The 16,684-nt window shown below is 57.1% G+C and carries 13 protein-coding genes; 1 reads left to right on the top strand and 12 read right to left on the bottom strand.

Going from position 1 to position 16,684, the window contains the following annotated elements:
* Nucleotides 1-10 precede the first annotated feature (10 nt).
* The 10 genes from cydB to sdhC form a co-directional block, all read right to left on the bottom strand.
* The gene (gene cydB / locus HF675_RS17450) at nucleotides 11-1,150 is read right to left on the bottom strand and encodes a cytochrome d ubiquinol oxidase subunit II (RefSeq protein ID WP_111737572.1); all 1,140 of its coding nucleotides are present in this window, start codon (nucleotides 1,148-1,150) and stop codon (nucleotides 11-13) included.
* A gap of 14 nt (nucleotides 1,151-1,164) precedes the next feature.
* Entirely contained in the window at nucleotides 1,165-2,733 is a 1,569-nt protein-coding gene (cydA, locus tag HF675_RS17455; protein WP_105230160.1) for a cytochrome ubiquinol oxidase subunit I, read from the bottom strand.
* Between the two features lie 672 nt (nucleotides 2,734-3,405).
* Nucleotides 3,406-4,278 (bottom strand): succinate--CoA ligase subunit alpha, encoded by an 873-nt coding sequence (gene sucD, locus HF675_RS17460; RefSeq protein WP_105230159.1) that lies wholly within the window; start codon nucleotides 4,276-4,278, stop codon nucleotides 3,406-3,408.
* Nucleotides 4,278-5,444 carry an ADP-forming succinate--CoA ligase subunit beta gene (gene sucC / locus HF675_RS17465; RefSeq protein ID WP_105230158.1) on the bottom strand — a complete coding sequence of 389 codons (1,167 nt, stop codon included), beginning with the start codon at nucleotides 5,442-5,444 and terminating at the stop codon, nucleotides 4,278-4,280. Before sucC ends, sucD begins: the two co-directional genes overlap by 1 nt.
* 120 nt (nucleotides 5,445-5,564) lie before the next feature.
* On the bottom strand, nucleotides 5,565-6,779 hold the full coding sequence (gene odhB / locus HF675_RS17470; RefSeq protein WP_105230157.1) for a 2-oxoglutarate dehydrogenase complex dihydrolipoyllysine-residue succinyltransferase: 1,215 nt from the start codon (nucleotides 6,777-6,779) through the stop codon (nucleotides 5,565-5,567).
* A gap of 18 nt (nucleotides 6,780-6,797) precedes the next feature.
* A complete protein-coding gene (sucA, locus tag HF675_RS17475; RefSeq protein ID WP_105230156.1) occupies nucleotides 6,798-9,605 on the bottom strand; it encodes a 2-oxoglutarate dehydrogenase E1 component in 2,808 nt (935 codons plus the stop codon).
* A gap of 294 nt (nucleotides 9,606-9,899) precedes the next feature.
* Entirely contained in the window at nucleotides 9,900-10,616 is a 717-nt protein-coding gene (locus HF675_RS17480) for a succinate dehydrogenase iron-sulfur subunit (RefSeq protein ID WP_105230155.1), read from the bottom strand.
* A 17-nt stretch (nucleotides 10,617-10,633) separates the two neighbouring features.
* Nucleotides 10,634-12,400: a succinate dehydrogenase flavoprotein subunit gene (gene sdhA, locus HF675_RS17485; protein ID WP_105230154.1), complete on the bottom strand. Its 1,767-nt coding sequence runs from the start codon at nucleotides 12,398-12,400 to the stop codon at nucleotides 10,634-10,636.
* A gap of 3 nt (nucleotides 12,401-12,403) precedes the next feature.
* The gene (gene sdhD / locus HF675_RS17490) at nucleotides 12,404-12,751 is read right to left on the bottom strand and encodes a succinate dehydrogenase membrane anchor subunit (protein ID WP_105230153.1); all 348 of its coding nucleotides are present in this window, start codon (nucleotides 12,749-12,751) and stop codon (nucleotides 12,404-12,406) included.
* Nucleotides 12,745-13,134: a succinate dehydrogenase cytochrome b556 subunit gene (gene sdhC / locus HF675_RS17495; protein WP_015671352.1), complete on the bottom strand. Its 390-nt coding sequence runs from the start codon at nucleotides 13,132-13,134 to the stop codon at nucleotides 12,745-12,747. The genes sdhD and sdhC overlap by 7 nt, the downstream gene beginning before the upstream one ends.
* Before the next feature lie 693 nt (nucleotides 13,135-13,827).
* On the opposite strand from sdhC, the gene HF675_RS17500 reads away from it, so the two are divergent.
* On the top strand, nucleotides 13,828-15,114 hold the full coding sequence (locus HF675_RS17500; RefSeq protein WP_105230152.1) for a citrate synthase: 1,287 nt from the start codon (nucleotides 13,828-13,830) through the stop codon (nucleotides 15,112-15,114).
* 67 nt (nucleotides 15,115-15,181) lie between these two features.
* Here the strand turns inward: HF675_RS17500 and nei are convergent, their stop codons facing one another.
* Together nei and pcp are read right to left on the bottom strand one after the other, a co-directional pair.
* On the bottom strand, nucleotides 15,182-15,973 hold the full coding sequence (nei, locus tag HF675_RS17505) for an endonuclease VIII (protein ID WP_111737573.1): 792 nt from the start codon (nucleotides 15,971-15,973) through the stop codon (nucleotides 15,182-15,184).
* Nucleotides 15,974-16,035: 62 nt separating this feature from the next.
* Nucleotides 16,036-16,683 carry a pyroglutamyl-peptidase I gene (gene pcp / locus HF675_RS17510; protein WP_105230151.1) on the bottom strand — a complete coding sequence of 216 codons (648 nt, stop codon included), beginning with the start codon at nucleotides 16,681-16,683 and terminating at the stop codon, nucleotides 16,036-16,038.
* Nucleotide 16,684 lies beyond the last annotated feature (1 nt).

Below are 16,684 nucleotides of genomic sequence, written 5' to 3' on the forward strand. Positions count from 1 at the left end.
CTCCTTATCCTTAGTACAGCGAATGCTTGTTGTTTTCGATAAAGTTCTTATCGAGGCGACCAAACATTTTGTAGTACGACCAGCTGGTGTACGCCAGAACGATAGGCACGAAGATAATCGCCACTACGGTCATCACCTTCAGCGTCAGCAGGCTGGACGTTGCATCCCACATGGTCAGACTCATGCTCGGGTTAGTGCTGGAAGGCATCACAAACGGGAACATGGTCACGCCGGCGGTCAGAATCACACAGGCAATGGTCAGCGATGAGGCGACAAACGCCAGCGCGCCCTTTTCCATCCGCGAGAACAGGATGGTAAACAGCGGCAGAATCACGCCCAGCGCCGGCAGCGCCCACAGCAGCGGATGGTTGTTGAAGTTAATCAACCATGCACCAGCCTGATGCGCCACTTCTTTACGCAGCGGGTTGGACTCCGCAGCGGTATTCAGCGCCGAGGTAATCACGTAACCGTCGATGCCTTTCACCAGCCAGATACCCGCCAGCAGGAAGCATACCGCCATCACCAGCGCCGAGATCTGTGCCGCCGTGCGGGAGCGCAGATGGATTTCGCCGGTGGTGCGCATCTGCAGGTAAGTGGCGCCCTGAGCAATCAGCATTGTCAGACTGACCACGCCCGCCAACAGACCGAACGGGTTCAGCAGTTGGAAGAAGTTGCCGGTGTAGAACAGACGCAGATACTCATCGATGTGGAACGGCACGCCCTGCAGCAGGTTGCCGAATGCCACGCCGAACACCAGCGCAGGCACAAAGGAACCCACAAAAATGCCCCAGTCCCACATGTTGCGCCAGCGCGTACTTTCCAGCTTGGAGCGGTAGTCGAAACCGACCGGGCGGAAGAACAACGCCGCCAGCACCAGGATCATCGCCACGTAGAAACCGGAGAACGCTGCGGCATACACCATCGGCCAGGCGGCAAACAGCGCGCCGCCGGCAGTGATCAGCCACACCTGGTTACCATCCCAGTGCGGAGCGATAGAGTTAATCATCACGCGGCGTTCGGTATCGGTTTTCCCGATCAGCCGCACCAGGATGCCGACGCCCATATCGAAGCCATCGGTGACGGCGAAACCGATCAGCAGTACGCCAACCAGCACCCACCAGATAAATCGCAGTACTTCATACTCAAACATACGTGGACTCCTGTTTAGCGCGCCTGCTGCACGGAGGCAGTCGGTTGTTCAAAGTGGTAGCGGCCGGTTTTCAGGCTGCTTGGCCCCAGACGTGCAAACTTGAACATCAGGTACATTTCAGCCACCAGGAACAGGGTGTACAAGCCGCAGATCAGCCCCATGGAGAACAACAGATCGCCGACGGTCAGGGAAGAGTTCGCCACTGCAGTCGGCAGCACCTCACCGATGGCCCACGGCTGACGACCGTATTCCGCCACAAACCAGCCCGCTTCTACCGCAATCCATGGCAGAGGAATACCGTACAGCGCCGCACGCAGCAGCCATTTTTTCTGACCGATGCGACCGCGCACCACGCTCAGGAAAGACAGGCCGATAATAGCCAGCATCAGCACGCCGCAAGCCACCATGATGCGGAAAGCGAAGTACAGCGGCGCAACGCGTGGAATGGAGTCTTTGGTTGCCTGCGCGATCTGCGCTTCCGTCGCGTCGGAGACGTTCGGGGTATAGCGCTTCAGCAGCAGACCGTAGCCCAGATCCTGCTTGGTCTTGTCAAATTCGGCGCGGATGTTAGGGTCGGTATTGCCGGCGCGCAGCTCTTCCAGCAGCTGATAGGCTTTCATCCCATTGCGGATACGCACTTCATGCTGCGCCATCAGATCTTTCAGGCCGGTGACCTGGGTATCGACGGAGCGCGTTGCAATCAGGCCCAACGCATACGGGATCTGAATGGAGAAGGCGTTTTCCTGCTTGTCCTGATTGGGGATGCCGAACAGCGTAAAGGCCGCCGGCGCAGGCTGCGTTTCCCACTCTGCTTCGATAGCGGCCAGCTTGGTTTTCTGCACGTCGCCCATTTCATAACCGGATTCATCACCCAGCACAATAACGGACAATACCGCAGCCATGCCGAAACTGGCGGCAATGGCGAAGGAGCGTTTGGCGAACGCCACATCGCGGCCTTTCAGCAGATAGTAAGCGCTGATGCCCAGCACGAACATGGCGCCGGTGGTATAACCGGCGGCGACGGTGTGAACAAACTTCACCTGCGCGACCGGGTTCAGCACCAGCTCCGAGAAGCTGACCATCTCCATACGCATGGTTTCGAAGTTGAAGTCCGAAGCGATAGGGTTCTGCATCCAGCCGTTGGCGACCAGGATCCACAGCGCGGACAGGTTGGAGCCCAGGGCGACGAACCAGGTGACCGCCATGTGCTGCACCTTGCCCAGCCGATCCCAGCCGAAGAAGAACAGGCCAACCAGCGTCGATTCAAGGAAGAACGCCATCAGACCCTCGATGGCCAGAGGGGCCCCGAAGATATCGCCGACGTAGTGAGAGAAATATGACCAGTTGGTCCCGAACTGGAACTCCATGGTCAAACCGGTGGCCACACCCAGGGCAAAGTTTATTGCAAATAACTTGCCCCAGAATTTGGTCATATCTTTATAGATTTGTTTGCCAGACAGCACATATACCGTTTCCATAATTGCCAACAGAAACGCCATGCCAAGCGTTAATGGGACAAATAGGAAGTGGTACATCGCCGTTAAAGCAAACTGTAAGCGCGACAGTTCGACAATATCAAACATCTTGACTCCTTGCTCCTCGCAGGAAGACTCCGAATTGCGGTTATTGCTCTTACGCCCGATGACGCAGTAAACAATAACGCCCCGCAGTGAATGCCATAAAAAACAACAAGTTCGAACCCATGACTCTGCTTTCAACCGTATGTTGAAAACCGACGATGGGCAACAAATACAACAAGATCAACGGTTCATAGTGACAGTATGATGATACTCGCCTAAACCCACACAATAAATAGTATTTTACGTGACGCGGGTTGGACTTTTGGTTACAGGTCAAAAGCTAACCAAAAGGAGTACACACCTTTAATTTGATCTGGGACAATTTAAGCCTATCTGAACTTTATTTCCAGATTCATCACACGATTTCGCATATTTTTCTTGGGGGTATGTTACGCAATGGTTTAATTGTTTTTTATTGATATTTTTGTGTTAAACAAATGTAGCCCGTAAAGGGGCTTATTGTATTTTTTGGCTATTATATTGCGATTTATATTAACCTTTTATTTCCATTAAAAGTGTAGCAGTGAGTTTCGTTATCCATTGTGCTTTCGTTAATTAATCATAGACTAAATTGAGACATTGATCGCAGATTCTACGGTTTTAACCTGTCTAACAATAAAAAAGGCCGCCATAAAGGCGGCCAAACATGTCGAGATATTATAATTCGGTGGCAGATTAGCGCTTCAGAACCGCTTTTACTGCATCGCCGATGTCCGCCAGGCTACGCACGGTCTTCACACCGGCAGCTTCCAGCGCGGCAAATTTCTCATCCGCGGTGCCTTTACCACCGGCGATGATCGCACCGGCATGGCCCATGCGCTTGCCTTTCGGCGCGGTAACGCCGGCAATGTAGCCCACAACAGGCTTGGTCACATGATCCTTGATATACGCGGCCGCTTCTTCTTCCGCGCTGCCGCCGATCTCGCCGATCATCACAATCGCTTCAGTCTGCGGATCTTCCTGGAACATTTTCAGGATGTCGATAAAGTTGGAGCCCGGAATCGGGTCGCCGCCGATACCCACACAGGTAGACTGGCCCAGACCGGCATCGGTAGTCTGTTTTACCGCTTCATAGGTCAGGGTGCCGGAGCGGGAAACGATGCCCACTTTGCCTGGCAGGTGGATATGGCCCGGCATGATGCCGATTTTGCATTCGCCTGGGGTGATCACGCCCGGGCAGTTCGGCCCGATCATGCGCACGCCGGCTTCGTCCAGCTTCACTTTCACCGTCAGCATATCCAGCGTCGGGATACCTTCGGTGATGGTGATGATCAGCTTGATGCCTGCATCAATGGCTTCCAGGATAGAATCTTTACAGAACGGCGCCGGCACGTAGATAACGGACGCGGTCGCACCGGTGGCTTCTACCGCTTCACGCACGGTGTTGAAGACCGGCAGGCCCAGATGCTGAGTACCACCCTTGCCCGGGGTTACGCCGCCGACCATTTTGGTACCGTAAGCGATAGCCTGCTCGGAGTGGAAGGTCCCCTGGCTACCGGTGAAGCCCTGGCAGATTACTTTGGTGTTTTTATCGATTAAAATGGACATTATTTACCCTCCACTGCCGCAACAACTTGCTGAGCCGCATCAGTCAGGCTGGTCGCAGCAATGATATTCAGACCGCTGTCCGCCAGTTTCTTGGCGCCCAGTTCGGCATTGTTACCTTCCAGACGCACCACCACCGGGACATTAACGCCCACTTCGGCCACTGCGCCAATGATACCGTCGGCGATCAGGTCGCAACGCACGATACCACCGAAAATGTTCACCAGAACCGCTTTCACCTTGTCGTCGGACAGGATGATTTTAAACGCTTCGGTCACGCGCTCTTTGGTTGCGCCGCCGCCCACGTCTAGGAAGTTGGCCGGTTCGCCGCCGTGCAGTTTCACGATGTCCATGGTGCCCATCGCCAGGCCTGCGCCGTTAACCATGCAGCCGATGTTGCCATCCAGCGCCACGTAGTTCAGTTCCCACTGCGCCGCACGTGATTCACGCTCATCTTCCTGAGACAGGTCGCGCATTTCACGTAGTTCCGGCTGACGGAACAGTGCGTTGCCGTCCGCGCCCAGTTTGCCGTCCAGGCACACCAGGTCGCCCTGCTTGGTGATCACCAGCGGGTTGATCTCAACCATCGCCAGGTCACGCTCCAGGAACAGGGTCGCCAGACCCATGAAGATTTTGGCGAACTGGCTGACCTGTTTACCGGTCAGGCCCAGTTTGAACGCCAACTCACGGCCCTGGTAAGGCTGCGGGCCCGCCAGCGGATCGATAGTGGTTTTGTGGATCAGTTCCGGGGTCTCTTCCGCCACTTTCTCGATTTCCACGCCGCCTTCGGTAGACGCCATGAACACGATGCGACGGGTGCCGCGGTCAACTACCGCGCCCAGGTACAGTTCCTTGTCGATATCGGTAGCGGCTTCAACCAGGATCTGGTGAACCGGCTGGCCCAGCGCGTCAGTCTGGTAGGTCACCAGACGCTTGCCCAGCCAGGCTTCAGCGAAAGCGCGGATATCTTCTTTGCTGTTTACCACTTTAACGCCGCCGGCTTTGCCGCGGCCGCCAGCATGAACCTGACATTTAACTACCCACGGACCGGCGCCGATTTTGGATGCGGCTTCTTCTGCTTCACGCGGTGTAGTACAGGCATAACCGGTTGGTGCCGGCATACCATACCGAGCAAACAACTGTTTTGCCTGATATTCGTGTAAATTCATGATGTTCTATCCATTCAAGTCTGAAGTTTTAGCCGGGTCACGGACGCAAAGGCGAGCATGACGGAACGGCCACATAGCACAGAGTGTGGGCGCGGCAAGCCGCGCCCAGGCAAGGGTTTACTACACGTCCAGCAGCAGACGAGCCGGATCTTCCAGCATTTCTTTCACCGTCACCAGATAACCCACGGACTCTTTGCCGTCGATCAGGCGGTGGTCATAAGAAAGCGCCAGATACATCATTGGCTGAATCACAACCTGGCCATTGACCGCCATCGGACGATCCTTGATGGCGTGCATGCCCAGGATGGCGCTCTGCGGTGGGTTGATGATCGGCGTAGACATCAGAGAACCGAAGACGCCGCCGTTGGTGATGGTGAAGTTACCGCCGGTCAGTTCTTCCACTTTCAATTTGCCGTCACGGCCTTTGACCGCCAGCTCTTTGATTTTCTTCTCGATCTCAGCCATCGACATGGTGTCTACGTCGCGCAGAACCGGGGTCACCAGGCCGCGAGGCGTGGATACCGCGATGCTGACATCGAAGTAGTTGTGGTAAACCACATCATCGCCGTCGATAGACGCGTTCACTTCCGGGTAACGCTTCAGCGCTTCTACCACTGCCTTGATGTAGAAGGACATGAAGCCCAGACGCACGCCGTGACGTTTTTCGAACGCTTCGCCGTACTGCTTACGCAGATCCATAATCGGCTGCATGTTGATTTCGTTGAAGGTCGTCAACATGGCGGTGCTGTTTTTCGCTTCCAGCAGACGCTCGGCCACGCGCTTGCGCAGGCGGGTCATCGGCACACGTTTCTCAGAACGGGCGCTCAGCGCCGGCTGAGGCGCGGCTTCTGCGGCCGGGGCCGCTTTCTTGCCGCCGTTCGCCAGGTGAGCTTCCACGTCTTCACGCGTGATACGGCCACCGACGCCGCTGCCTTTGATAGCGCTGGCGTCCAGGTCGTGCTCGGCAATCAGACGGCGAATCGCCGGGCTGAGAGCATCATTGCTTTCTTCTGCCGCAGCGGCTGGAGCAGCCTGCGCTGCCGGAGCGGCTTCCGCCGCTTTAGCCGGTTCTGCTGCCGGTTTGTCGCCGCTGGCGCCCGGACGGATACGGCCCAGGATCTGGCGAGAAAGCACGGTGGCGCCTTCTTCTTCCACGATGGCGTCAAGCACGCCCGCTTCACTGGCCGGCACTTCCAGCACCACCTTATCGGTTTCGATTTCCACCAGAACTTCGTCACGCTCGACGCTGTCGCCCGGTTTTTTATGCCAGGTCGCTACCGTCGCATCAGCAACCGATTCAGGAAGGTCAGGAACCAGAATATCTACGCTACTCATTAGCTTTCCCTTAAATTTTTAATCAATATTCAGCGCATCATTAACCAGAGCCTGCTGCTGCTTCTGGTGTACGGACATATAACCCACTGCCGGAGAAGCAGAGGCCGGACGTCCGGCGTAACGTAAAGAGGCTCCGAACGGAATCACTTCACGGAAATTGTGTTGGCTGCAGTACCAGGCGCCCTGGTTCAGCGGCTCTTCCTGACACCAGACGAAGTCATGGACGTGCGAATACTGCTCCAGTACCGCCTGCACCGCCTGGTGCGGGAACGGATACAGCTGTTCGATACGGACAATGGCGACGTCTTTCTGGCCATTTTTGCGACGCTGTTCCAGCAGGTCGTAGTACACCTTGCCGGAGCACAGCACGACGCGTTTCACCGCCTTCGGATCCAGCTCGTCGATTTCACCAATCGCCGGCAGGAAGGTGCCGTTCGCCAGTTCATCCAGCGAAGAGATCGCCAACGGGTGACGCAGCAGAGACTTCGGCGACATCACCACCAGCGGACGGCGCATACCGCGCAGCGCCTGACGACGCAGCATATGGTAAACCTGAGCCGGCGTGGACGGGATGCAGACCTGCATATTCTGTTCTGCGCACAGCTGCAGATAACGCTCCAGACGCGCGGAGGAGTGCTCCGGCCCCTGGCCTTCATAGCCGTGCGGCAGCAGCATCACCAGGCCGCACATACGGCCCCATTTCTGCTCGCCGGAGCTGATGAACTGGTCAATCACCACCTGAGCGCCGTTGGCGAAGTCGCCGAACTGCGCTTCCCAGATGGTCAGAGTGCGTGGTTCTGCCGTGGCGTAGCCGTATTCGAACGCCAGCACCGCCTCTTCAGACAGTACGGAGTCCCAGACTTTGAACTCGCCCTGGCCGGCGTGCACGTTAGACAGCGGCACATAAGAAGAGCCGTCTTTCTGGTTGTGTACCACCGCGTGACGGTGGAAGAAGGTGCCGCGGCCGGCATCTTCGCCCGACAGACGAATTGGGATGCCTTCATCGACCATCGTCGCGTAGGCCAGCGTTTCCGCCGCGCCCCAGTCAAACGGCTTGTTGCCCGCCGCCATTTCAGCGCGATCGGCGTAGATTTTCGCCACGCGCGACTGCATCTCTACCGATTCCGGCGCGCTGCTGATACGTTTTGCCAGATCCTGCAGACGCTTGGTTTCCACCTTGCTCGGGTATTCTTCGTCCCACTCGTGGTTCAGATACGGCGACCAGGTGAAGGAGTGCAGATTCATCGGACGCCACTCTTCCACCACGCACTCACCGCGGTCCAGCGCATCGCGATACAGATTGACCATTTCCGTGGCATCTTCCAGCGTCGCGACTTTCTGTTCGGTCAGCACGTCGGCATAGATTTTACGCGGCGTCGGGTGTTTCTTGATCTTCTGATACATCAGCGGCTGGGTTGCGCTCGGCTCATCGGCCTCGTTGTGCCCATGACGACGATAGCAAACCAGATCGATCATGACGTCGCGTTTAAAGGTGTTACGGAAATCCAACGCCAGACGGGTAACAAACGCCACCGCTTCCGGATCGTCAGCATTAACGTGGAAAATCGGCGACTGCACCATCTTGGCGATATCGGTACAGTACTGGGTGGAGCGCGCATCCTGCGGATTGGAGGTGGTGAAACCAATCTGGTTGTTGATGACGATACGCACCGTACCGCCCACTTCATAGCCGCGCGCCTGAGACATGTTCAGGGTTTCCTGCACCACGCCCTGGCCGGTAATCGCGGCGTCGCCGTGAATGGTGATCGGCAGCACCATGTTGCTGCGCGCTTCATCCAGACGATCGCGACGGGCGCGTACTGACCCCATGACCACCGGGCTGACGATCTCCAGGTGCGACGGGTTAAACGCCAGCGCCAGGTGAACCATGCCGCCTTCGGTTTCCACGTCGGACGAGAAGCCCTGGTGGTATTTCACGTCACCGGTGCCGAGGTGTTCTTTATGCTTACCGGCGAACTCGTCGAACAGGTCGGCCGGTTTTTTACCCAGCACGTTGATCAGCACGTTCAGACGGCCGCGGTGAGCCATGCCCAGCACCACTTCGCGCGTGCCGTTCTTGCCGGCGTGACGCACCATCTCTTTCAGCATCGGCACCAGCGCGTCCCCGCCTTCGAGGGAGAAGCGCTTCGCCCCCGGGAACTTAGCGCCCAGGTAACGTTCCAGGCCTTCCGCAGCGGTCAGCTCGTTCAGGAAACGGCGTTTCTCATCGCTGCTGAAATTGGCATGGCCAACCACCGATTCGATACGCTGCTGGATCCAGCGTTTTTCTTCGGTATTGGTGATATGCATGTATTCCGCGCCGATAGAGCCGCAGTAAGTCTGCTTCAGCGCTTCATACAGATCCGCCAGCTTCATGGTGTCTTTGCCAATGGCGAAAGAACCCACGTTGAAGGTTTCCTGGAAGTCGGCTTCGGTCAGGTTGTGGTAAGCAGGATCGAGGTCAGGGACTGCGTCCTGTTTCCACAGGCCAAGCGGGTCAAGGTTGGCATGCTGATGTCCGCGGAAGCGGAAGGCGTTAATCAGCTGCAGGACCTTCACCTGTTTGGCATCGGTGTCCGGATCGTTGATGCTGCCGTTGTAACGCGCAGAATCTTTCGCCAGACGGCGGAAGTATTCACGAGTTTGGGAGTGAAGTTGATCGGGTTTGACACCCGCGGTTGGGAGCTGTTGGAAAATGGAACGCCAGCTATCTTCGACAGAGCCCGGATCGGTTAGGTAGTCTTCATAGAGCTGCTCTATGTAAGACTGGTTCGCGCCCGCCAGATAGGAGGAATCCAGCCAGGCCTTCATTGCGCCGTTCTGCATTATGATCCCTTAAGCTTTAAAGCTTCAGTTTTCGCCGTGGTTAACATAATTACCGTGATTAAAACGGTTTGCCGTAAAACGGTTCACTCGACGTATCTTCCCTCGTTACGGCGCAAGCGCCGGCACTCGGGGATTGTTTACGTTCTGTTTGGACCTTGCGGTCCCTTACAAGGAACCTCTAAAAACCGGCGGGAGGAACCTGACTGCATGTTGCCGCAGTCACGGGTCAGTTTTTAGAGGCTTCCTGCCAATATTGCGCCGGGCCAACGGCTCCGGCGCGATATCACTTGCCTGTTATGCGCTGCGTTGCAGCAGCATCGACTTGATATGCCCGATAGCGCGGGTCGGGTTCAAGCCTTTAGGACATACACTGACACAATTCATGATGCTATGGCAGCGGAAAACACTGAAAGCGTCGTCCAGATCGTCTAAACGTTCTGCCGTTTCGGTGTCACGGCTGTCGATCAGGAAACGATATGCCGCCAGCAGGCCGGCCGGGCCGATGAATTTGTCCGGGTTCCACCAGAACGACGGGCAAGAGGTCGAACAGCAGGCGCACAGAATGCACTCATACAGGCCGTCCAGTTTGGCGCGCTCGTCCGGCGACTGCAGGTGCTCGCGCGCCGGCGGATTTTTGCCGTCGTTGAGCAGGTAAGGCCGGATTTTTTCATACTGGGTATAGAACTGCCCCATATCCACCACCAGGTCGCGCACCACCGGCAGACCCGGCAATGGACGAATGACGATTTTGCCGCTGCCCTTGCGCAGCGACGAAATCGGGGTGATGCAGGCCAGGCCGTTTTTGCCGTTCATGTTCAGGCCGTCGGAACCGCACACGCCCTCACGGCATGAGCGGCGGAACGACAGCGTCGGATCCTTCTCTTTCAGTTGGATCAACGCATCCAGCAACATCATATCGCGACCTTCTTCCGCCTCAAGCGTGTAGTCCTGCATGTGCGGAGCGTCGTCGACATCCGGGTTATAGCGATATATTGAGAATTCGAGTTTCATCCATCGATCTCCGCGAATTAGTAAGAACGCACTTTTGGCGGGAATGCCGGGCGCAGTTTCGGTTGCATGTTCACTTCACGACGCGCCATGCTTTCCGATTGCGGCAGATACAGCGAATGGCACAGCCAGTTGGCGTCATCACGTTCCGGGTAGTCGAAGCGGCTGTGTGCGCCACGGCTCTCGGTACGGAAGTTGGCCGACACGGCGGTGGAATACGCGGTCTCCATCAGGTTGTCCAATTCCAGGCATTCGATGCGCTGGGTGTTGAACTCGCGGGAGGTATCGTCCAGGCGTGCGTTCTTCAGACGTTCACGAATGACTTTCAGTTCTTCCAGACCCTTCGCCATCGCATCACCTTCACGGAACACCGAGAAGTTGTGTTGCATACAGGCCTGCAGCGCCTTGCGGATCTCTACCGGATCTTCGCCGGAACGGGTGTTGTTCCAGCGGTTCAGGCGATCCAGCGACGCTTCCACGTCGGATTCGCTGGCGTCGCGGCTTGCGCCCTGCTCTTCCAGAGACTCCTGCAGATGCATGCCGGCGGAACGGCCGAACACCACCAGGTCAAGCAGCGAGTTGCCGCCCAGACGGTTGGCGCCGTGCACCGATACGCAGGCGATTTCGCCAACGGCAAACAGGCCGGGAATGACGACGTCTTCGCCTTTCTCGTTGACGGTCAGCGCCTGACCGCTCACTTTGGTCGGGATGCCGCCCATCATGTAGTGGCAGGTCGGGATAACCGGAATAGGCTCTTTCACCGGGTCGACGTGCGCAAAGGTGCGCGACAGCTCCAGGATGCCCGGCAGGCGGGATTCCAGCACGTCTTTGCCCAGGTGGTCCAGCTTCAGCTTGGCGTGCGGGCCCCACGGACCGTCGCAGCCGCGGCCTTCGCGGATTTCAATCATGATCGAGCGCGCAACCACGTCGCGGCCCGCCAGATCTTTGGCGTTCGGCGCATAACGCTCCATAAAGCGCTCGCCGTGTTTATTCAGCAGGTAACCGCCCTCGCCGCGGCAGCCTTCGGTCACCAGAACCCCGGCGCCGGCGATGCCGGTCGGGTGGAACTGCCACATTTCCATATCCTGCACCGGTACGCCGGCGCGGATCGCCATGCCGACGCCGTCACCGGTATTAATGTGAGCGTTGGTGGTGGACTGGTAAATACGGCCTGCGCCGCCGGTGGCCAGAATGGTCGCTTTGGCTTTGAAGTACACCACTTCACCGGTTTCGATGCAGATGGCGGTGGTGCCGACCACGGCGCCGTCCTGGTTTTTCACCAGATCCAGCGCGTACCACTCGGAGAAGATAGTGGTATGGTTTCTCAGGTTCTGCTGATACAGGGTGTGCAGCAGGGCGTGGCCGGTACGGTCAGCCGCCGCCGCGGTGCGCGCCGCCTGCTCGCCGCCGAACTCTTTCGACTGGCCGCCGAACGGGCGCTGATAAATACGGCCGTCGTCCAGACGGGAGAACGGCAGGCCCATGTGTTCCAGCTCCAGAATCGCTTCCGGGCCGGTTTTACACATGTATTCGATAGCGTCCTGGTCGCCGATATAGTCGGAACCCTTGACGGTATCGTACATATGCCATTCCCAGTTATCTTCGTGGCTGTTGCCCAGCGCGACGGTGATGCCGCCCTGTGCGGACACGGTATGGGAACGGGTCGGGAAAACTTTGGACAGCAGGGCACAGGTTGAGCCCGACTGGGAAATTTGCAGCGCCGCGCGCATACCTGCGCCACCAGCACCGATAACAACTGCATCAAACTCTCTGACTGGCAGTTTCATTTTTTACGCACCCCACACTACGATTGTTCCGTACAGTAAATAGACCAGCAACACGACGACCACCGCCAGTTGCAGCACCAGGCGTAACGCCAACGGCTTGATATAATCCGTCAGCACCTGCCACAGACCGATCCAGGCATGCGCCAGAATCGACAGCAAGGTCAACACGGTGAAGACTTTCGTAATAGAGGTGGCGAAGAAACCACGCCAGATTTCATAGGTGATGTCCGGAGCCGTGACGACAAAGCCCAGGATATAGAGGACATACAGGGTGATGACGATAGCGGAAGCACGCAGTAACAACCAGTCGTGTACGCCGCTGCGCCCTAATGCGGAAGCATTGTTTACCATACGAGGACTCCAGCCAGAATTGACAGCACAACGGTCAGAACGAATGCCACCTGGGCAGAACGCTGACCAGCCGCTAAACTCTCTTCGATATAGCCAAAATCCATTAACAAGTGACGAACGCCACCGCAAATGTGATAGGCCAGCGCAGTGAGGATTCCCCAAAATATGAACTTGACGAAGAAGCTATTCATGATGGCGGCAGCCTGCAGGAATCCCTCTTGGGAAGAGAGAGACGTGCCCAGCAGCCAGAGGAGAATACCCACGGCAACGAAGGTAATTACGCCAGAGACTCGGTGTAAGATGGACGCTATCGCAGTTACGGGAAACCGGATCGTTTGCAGATCCAGGTTGACAGGTCTTTGTTTTTTCACGGTTTTGCCCACACAGCTCTTATTATTTTCCTTCCTCCGGGCCTGGGTGGGGATCAGACAGCGTTAAGAGCCAAAACCCTTACACGTCACGCGCTCAAACATCGACATCCTCTGTGCTTAAACGGCGCATTGTTATAACGCTGGGTGCTCCTACTTCAGGGTAATCCGGAGACCTGGCGGCAGTATAGGAGGATCACATTCTGATTACAATTCCCATACAATCCCTTTGGGGACATTTCCCCCGAACAGTGATTTAGATCACAAACTTCACATTTAGTACAAAATTAATTATCTGATTTGACAAGAGATCAACATTTCCATTACATATAGGGGCACAAAAGGCCCTATGATGCGCTATAGGTCGCCGGATACACTTCCCCCCACGTAGAAGTTATGCAACAGTGTATTCGGTTAAAAAACCCCGAACACGTCGTAGGTAATGATCAACAGAAAATAACGAATTCAATAAATCGTTAACAACCGACCACCCGTCTCGTTCGCCTGGTCAACCCAGTGATTTCCGTTTCGCCGCCTATTATGCCGCAAAATGGACGCGCCGGGGTCAGCGCTCTGTACCCTAACCGCATTATTGCGTAGTTGCTCACAGAGTTTGTGCCCGCATACCATTTTTGCGGGCAACGTGCGGAGAATTAAGGTATTTCGGTTGTTAGTGATTATTAAAATAAGGCGCTAAGGAGACAGTAAATGACTGATAAGAAAGCGACGCTAACCGTACCAAACGGTGACGCTCCCATTGAGCTCGGCGTACTAAGCCCAACCCTGGGCCCTGATGTCCTTGATGTTCGCACCCTCGGTTCCAAAGGTTATTTCACATTCGATCCCGGCTTCACCTCCACGGCTTCCTGCGAATCCAAAATCACGTTTATCGATGGCGACAAAGGCGTGTTGCTGCACCGCGGCTTCCCTATCGAGCAGCTGGCGAAAGAATCCTCTTATCTGGAAGTGTGTTACATCCTGCTGTACGGCGAAACGCCGACGCCGGAAGAGTTTGAAACCTTCAAAACCACCGTTACCCGCCACACCATGATCCACGACCAGATCACCCATCTGTTCCGTGGCTTCCGTCGCGACTCACACCCGATGGCGGTGCTGTGCGGCGTGACCGGCGCGCTGGCGGCCTTCTACCACGATGCGCTGGACGTCAACAACGAGCGTCACCGTGAAATCACCGCCTACCGTCTGCTGTCCAAAATGCCGACCGTGGCGGCAATGTGTTACAAATACTCCCTGGGTCAGCCGTTCGTTTACCCACGCAACGACCTGTCCTATGCCGGCAACTTCCTGCATATGATGTTTGCCACGCCGTGTGAAGAGTACGTGGTGAACCCGGTACTGGAACGCGCAATGGATCGCATCCTGATCCTGCACGCCGACCACGAGCAGAACGCCTCCACCTCTACCGTGCGTACCGCCGGCTCCTCCGGCGCTAACCCGTTCGCCTGCATCGCGGCCGGTATCGCCTCCCTGTGGGGGCCTGCGCACGGCGGCGCCAACGAAGCCGCGCTGAAAATGCTGGAAGAGATCAGCACCGTTGAGCACATTCCGGAATTCATCAAACGCGCCAAGGACAAAAACGACTCCTTCCGCCTGATGGGCTTCGGCCACCGCGTGTACAAGAACTACGATCCGCGCGCCACCGTAATGCGTGAAACCTGCCACGAAGTACTGAAAGAGCTGAACAAGAAAGACGATAACCTGCTGCAGGTAGCGATGGAGCTGGAACACATCGCGTTGAACGACCCGTACTTCATCGAGAAGAAACTCTACCCGAACGTCGATTTCTACTCCGGCATCATCCTGAAGGCAATGGGCATTCCGTCTTCCATGTTCACCGTTATCTTCGCCATCGCGCGTACTATCGGCTGGATCGCACACTGGAACGAAATGCACGACGAGGGCATCAAAATCGCCCGTCCGCGCCAGCTGTACACCGGCTACGCCGAGCGTGATTTCAAATCCCAGCTGAAATAATGCCGCTTTACCCTACATAAAGCAGCACGGCGCCGCCCTTTCGGGCGGCGCTTTTTTTTGCGCTGCGCTAACGCTGGCAGACCGGACAGAAATAAAACGGCCGCGATGACAGCATCGTTTTTTCAATCATCGCGCCGCAGCGCGGGCACGGCTCGCCGCTGCGGTGGAACACCTTAAAACTGAACAACGCGCCGTGGTGACGATCGTCATTCACCTGTCCGCGCGTGTGGTAAGAGAGACGCGGAACCGCCAGCAGCGCCTGTGCCAACCGCTGCAGCGCCTCAGGCGTCAAATCCTGCGGCCGGTGCTGCGGCGCCAGCTGCGCCTGCCAGAGAATTTCCGCCCGCAGATAGTTGCCCAGCCCGGCCAGAAAGGCCTGATCCAGCAGCATGCCCCCCAGCTGACGCCGGCGGAACGGCGGCGACAGCAACCGTTCCGCCACCTGCTGCGCCGTCAGTCGTTCATCCAGCACGTCAGGCCCGATACGCTGTAAAAAGGGATGCTGCTCAATCTCGCCGCGCGGCCCCAGGGTGATGTCCGAGGCGCTGTACAGCAAAATCGCCTGCTGCGCCGTCTCCAACCGCACGCGTAAATCACGTTTGGTGGCCGGCGTTTCCCCCGCCGCCGCCACTTTCCACACGCCGTACAGCTGGTTATGGCTGTACATCGTCAGTCCGTTGGAAAAATGGGTCAGCAACGCCTTGCCGCGCGTCTCAATAGCGGTCACCCGCTCGCCGATCAGCTCGGCCTGATAGTGCTGCAACTGGGGGAAGGCGAACCAGACATCACGCAACGGCTGATTGAGAATCGCCGCCGCCAGCGTGTCCGCCGCCCGACGTATTTCCGGTCCTTCTGGCATACACTGCTCCTTGGTTTACGGTAACGGGCGCCGCTGAGGACGCCCTGATGCTATCACTGCGCTTAGTGCGTGGCGCCGCCCGACACTTTCAGATCGTGCTCCACCTGCAGGGCAACGGAAATCGCCAGCTCCAGCGCAAACAGCACGGTGCCGGCCGCCATGCTCGGCTGGCCCGGATGCGCCGCCGCCTGTTCCGGCAGGTAGGGAATATGAATAAACCCGCCCTTGATCGCCGGCTGGCCGCGCAGCCGGTGCAGCAGGCCGTACATCACATGGTTGCACACATAGGTGCCGGCGGTTTGCGACACCGAGGCCGGAATGCCGGCCTCGCGCATGCTGTCGACCACCGCCTTGATCGGCAGCGTGCTGAAATAGGCCGCCGGCCCGTCGGCGACGATCGGTTCATCGATCGGCTGCTGCCCCTGATTATCCGGGATGCGCGCATCATTGATATTGATCGCCACCCGCTCCAGCGAAATATCGCAGCGTCCGCCGGCCTGGCCGACCGCCAACACCATCTGCGGCGCCAGTTCATCAATCGCCGCATTCAGCACGTCCAACGCTTCGCCGAATACGCACGGCAGCTGGCGCGCCACCACGCGCACGCCGCCCAGCTCCATATCATTAAGCTGCTTCACCACTTCCCAGGAAGGATTGACATGCTCACCGTCAAACGGCTCGAAACCGGTAATCAATACTGTATGTTGCATG

The sequence above is a fragment of the Serratia sp. JUb9 genome (genome assembly GCF_014298095.1).
In the GTDB taxonomy this organism is placed as follows: Bacteria; Pseudomonadota; Gammaproteobacteria; order Enterobacterales; family Enterobacteriaceae; genus Serratia_B; species Serratia_B rhizosphaerae.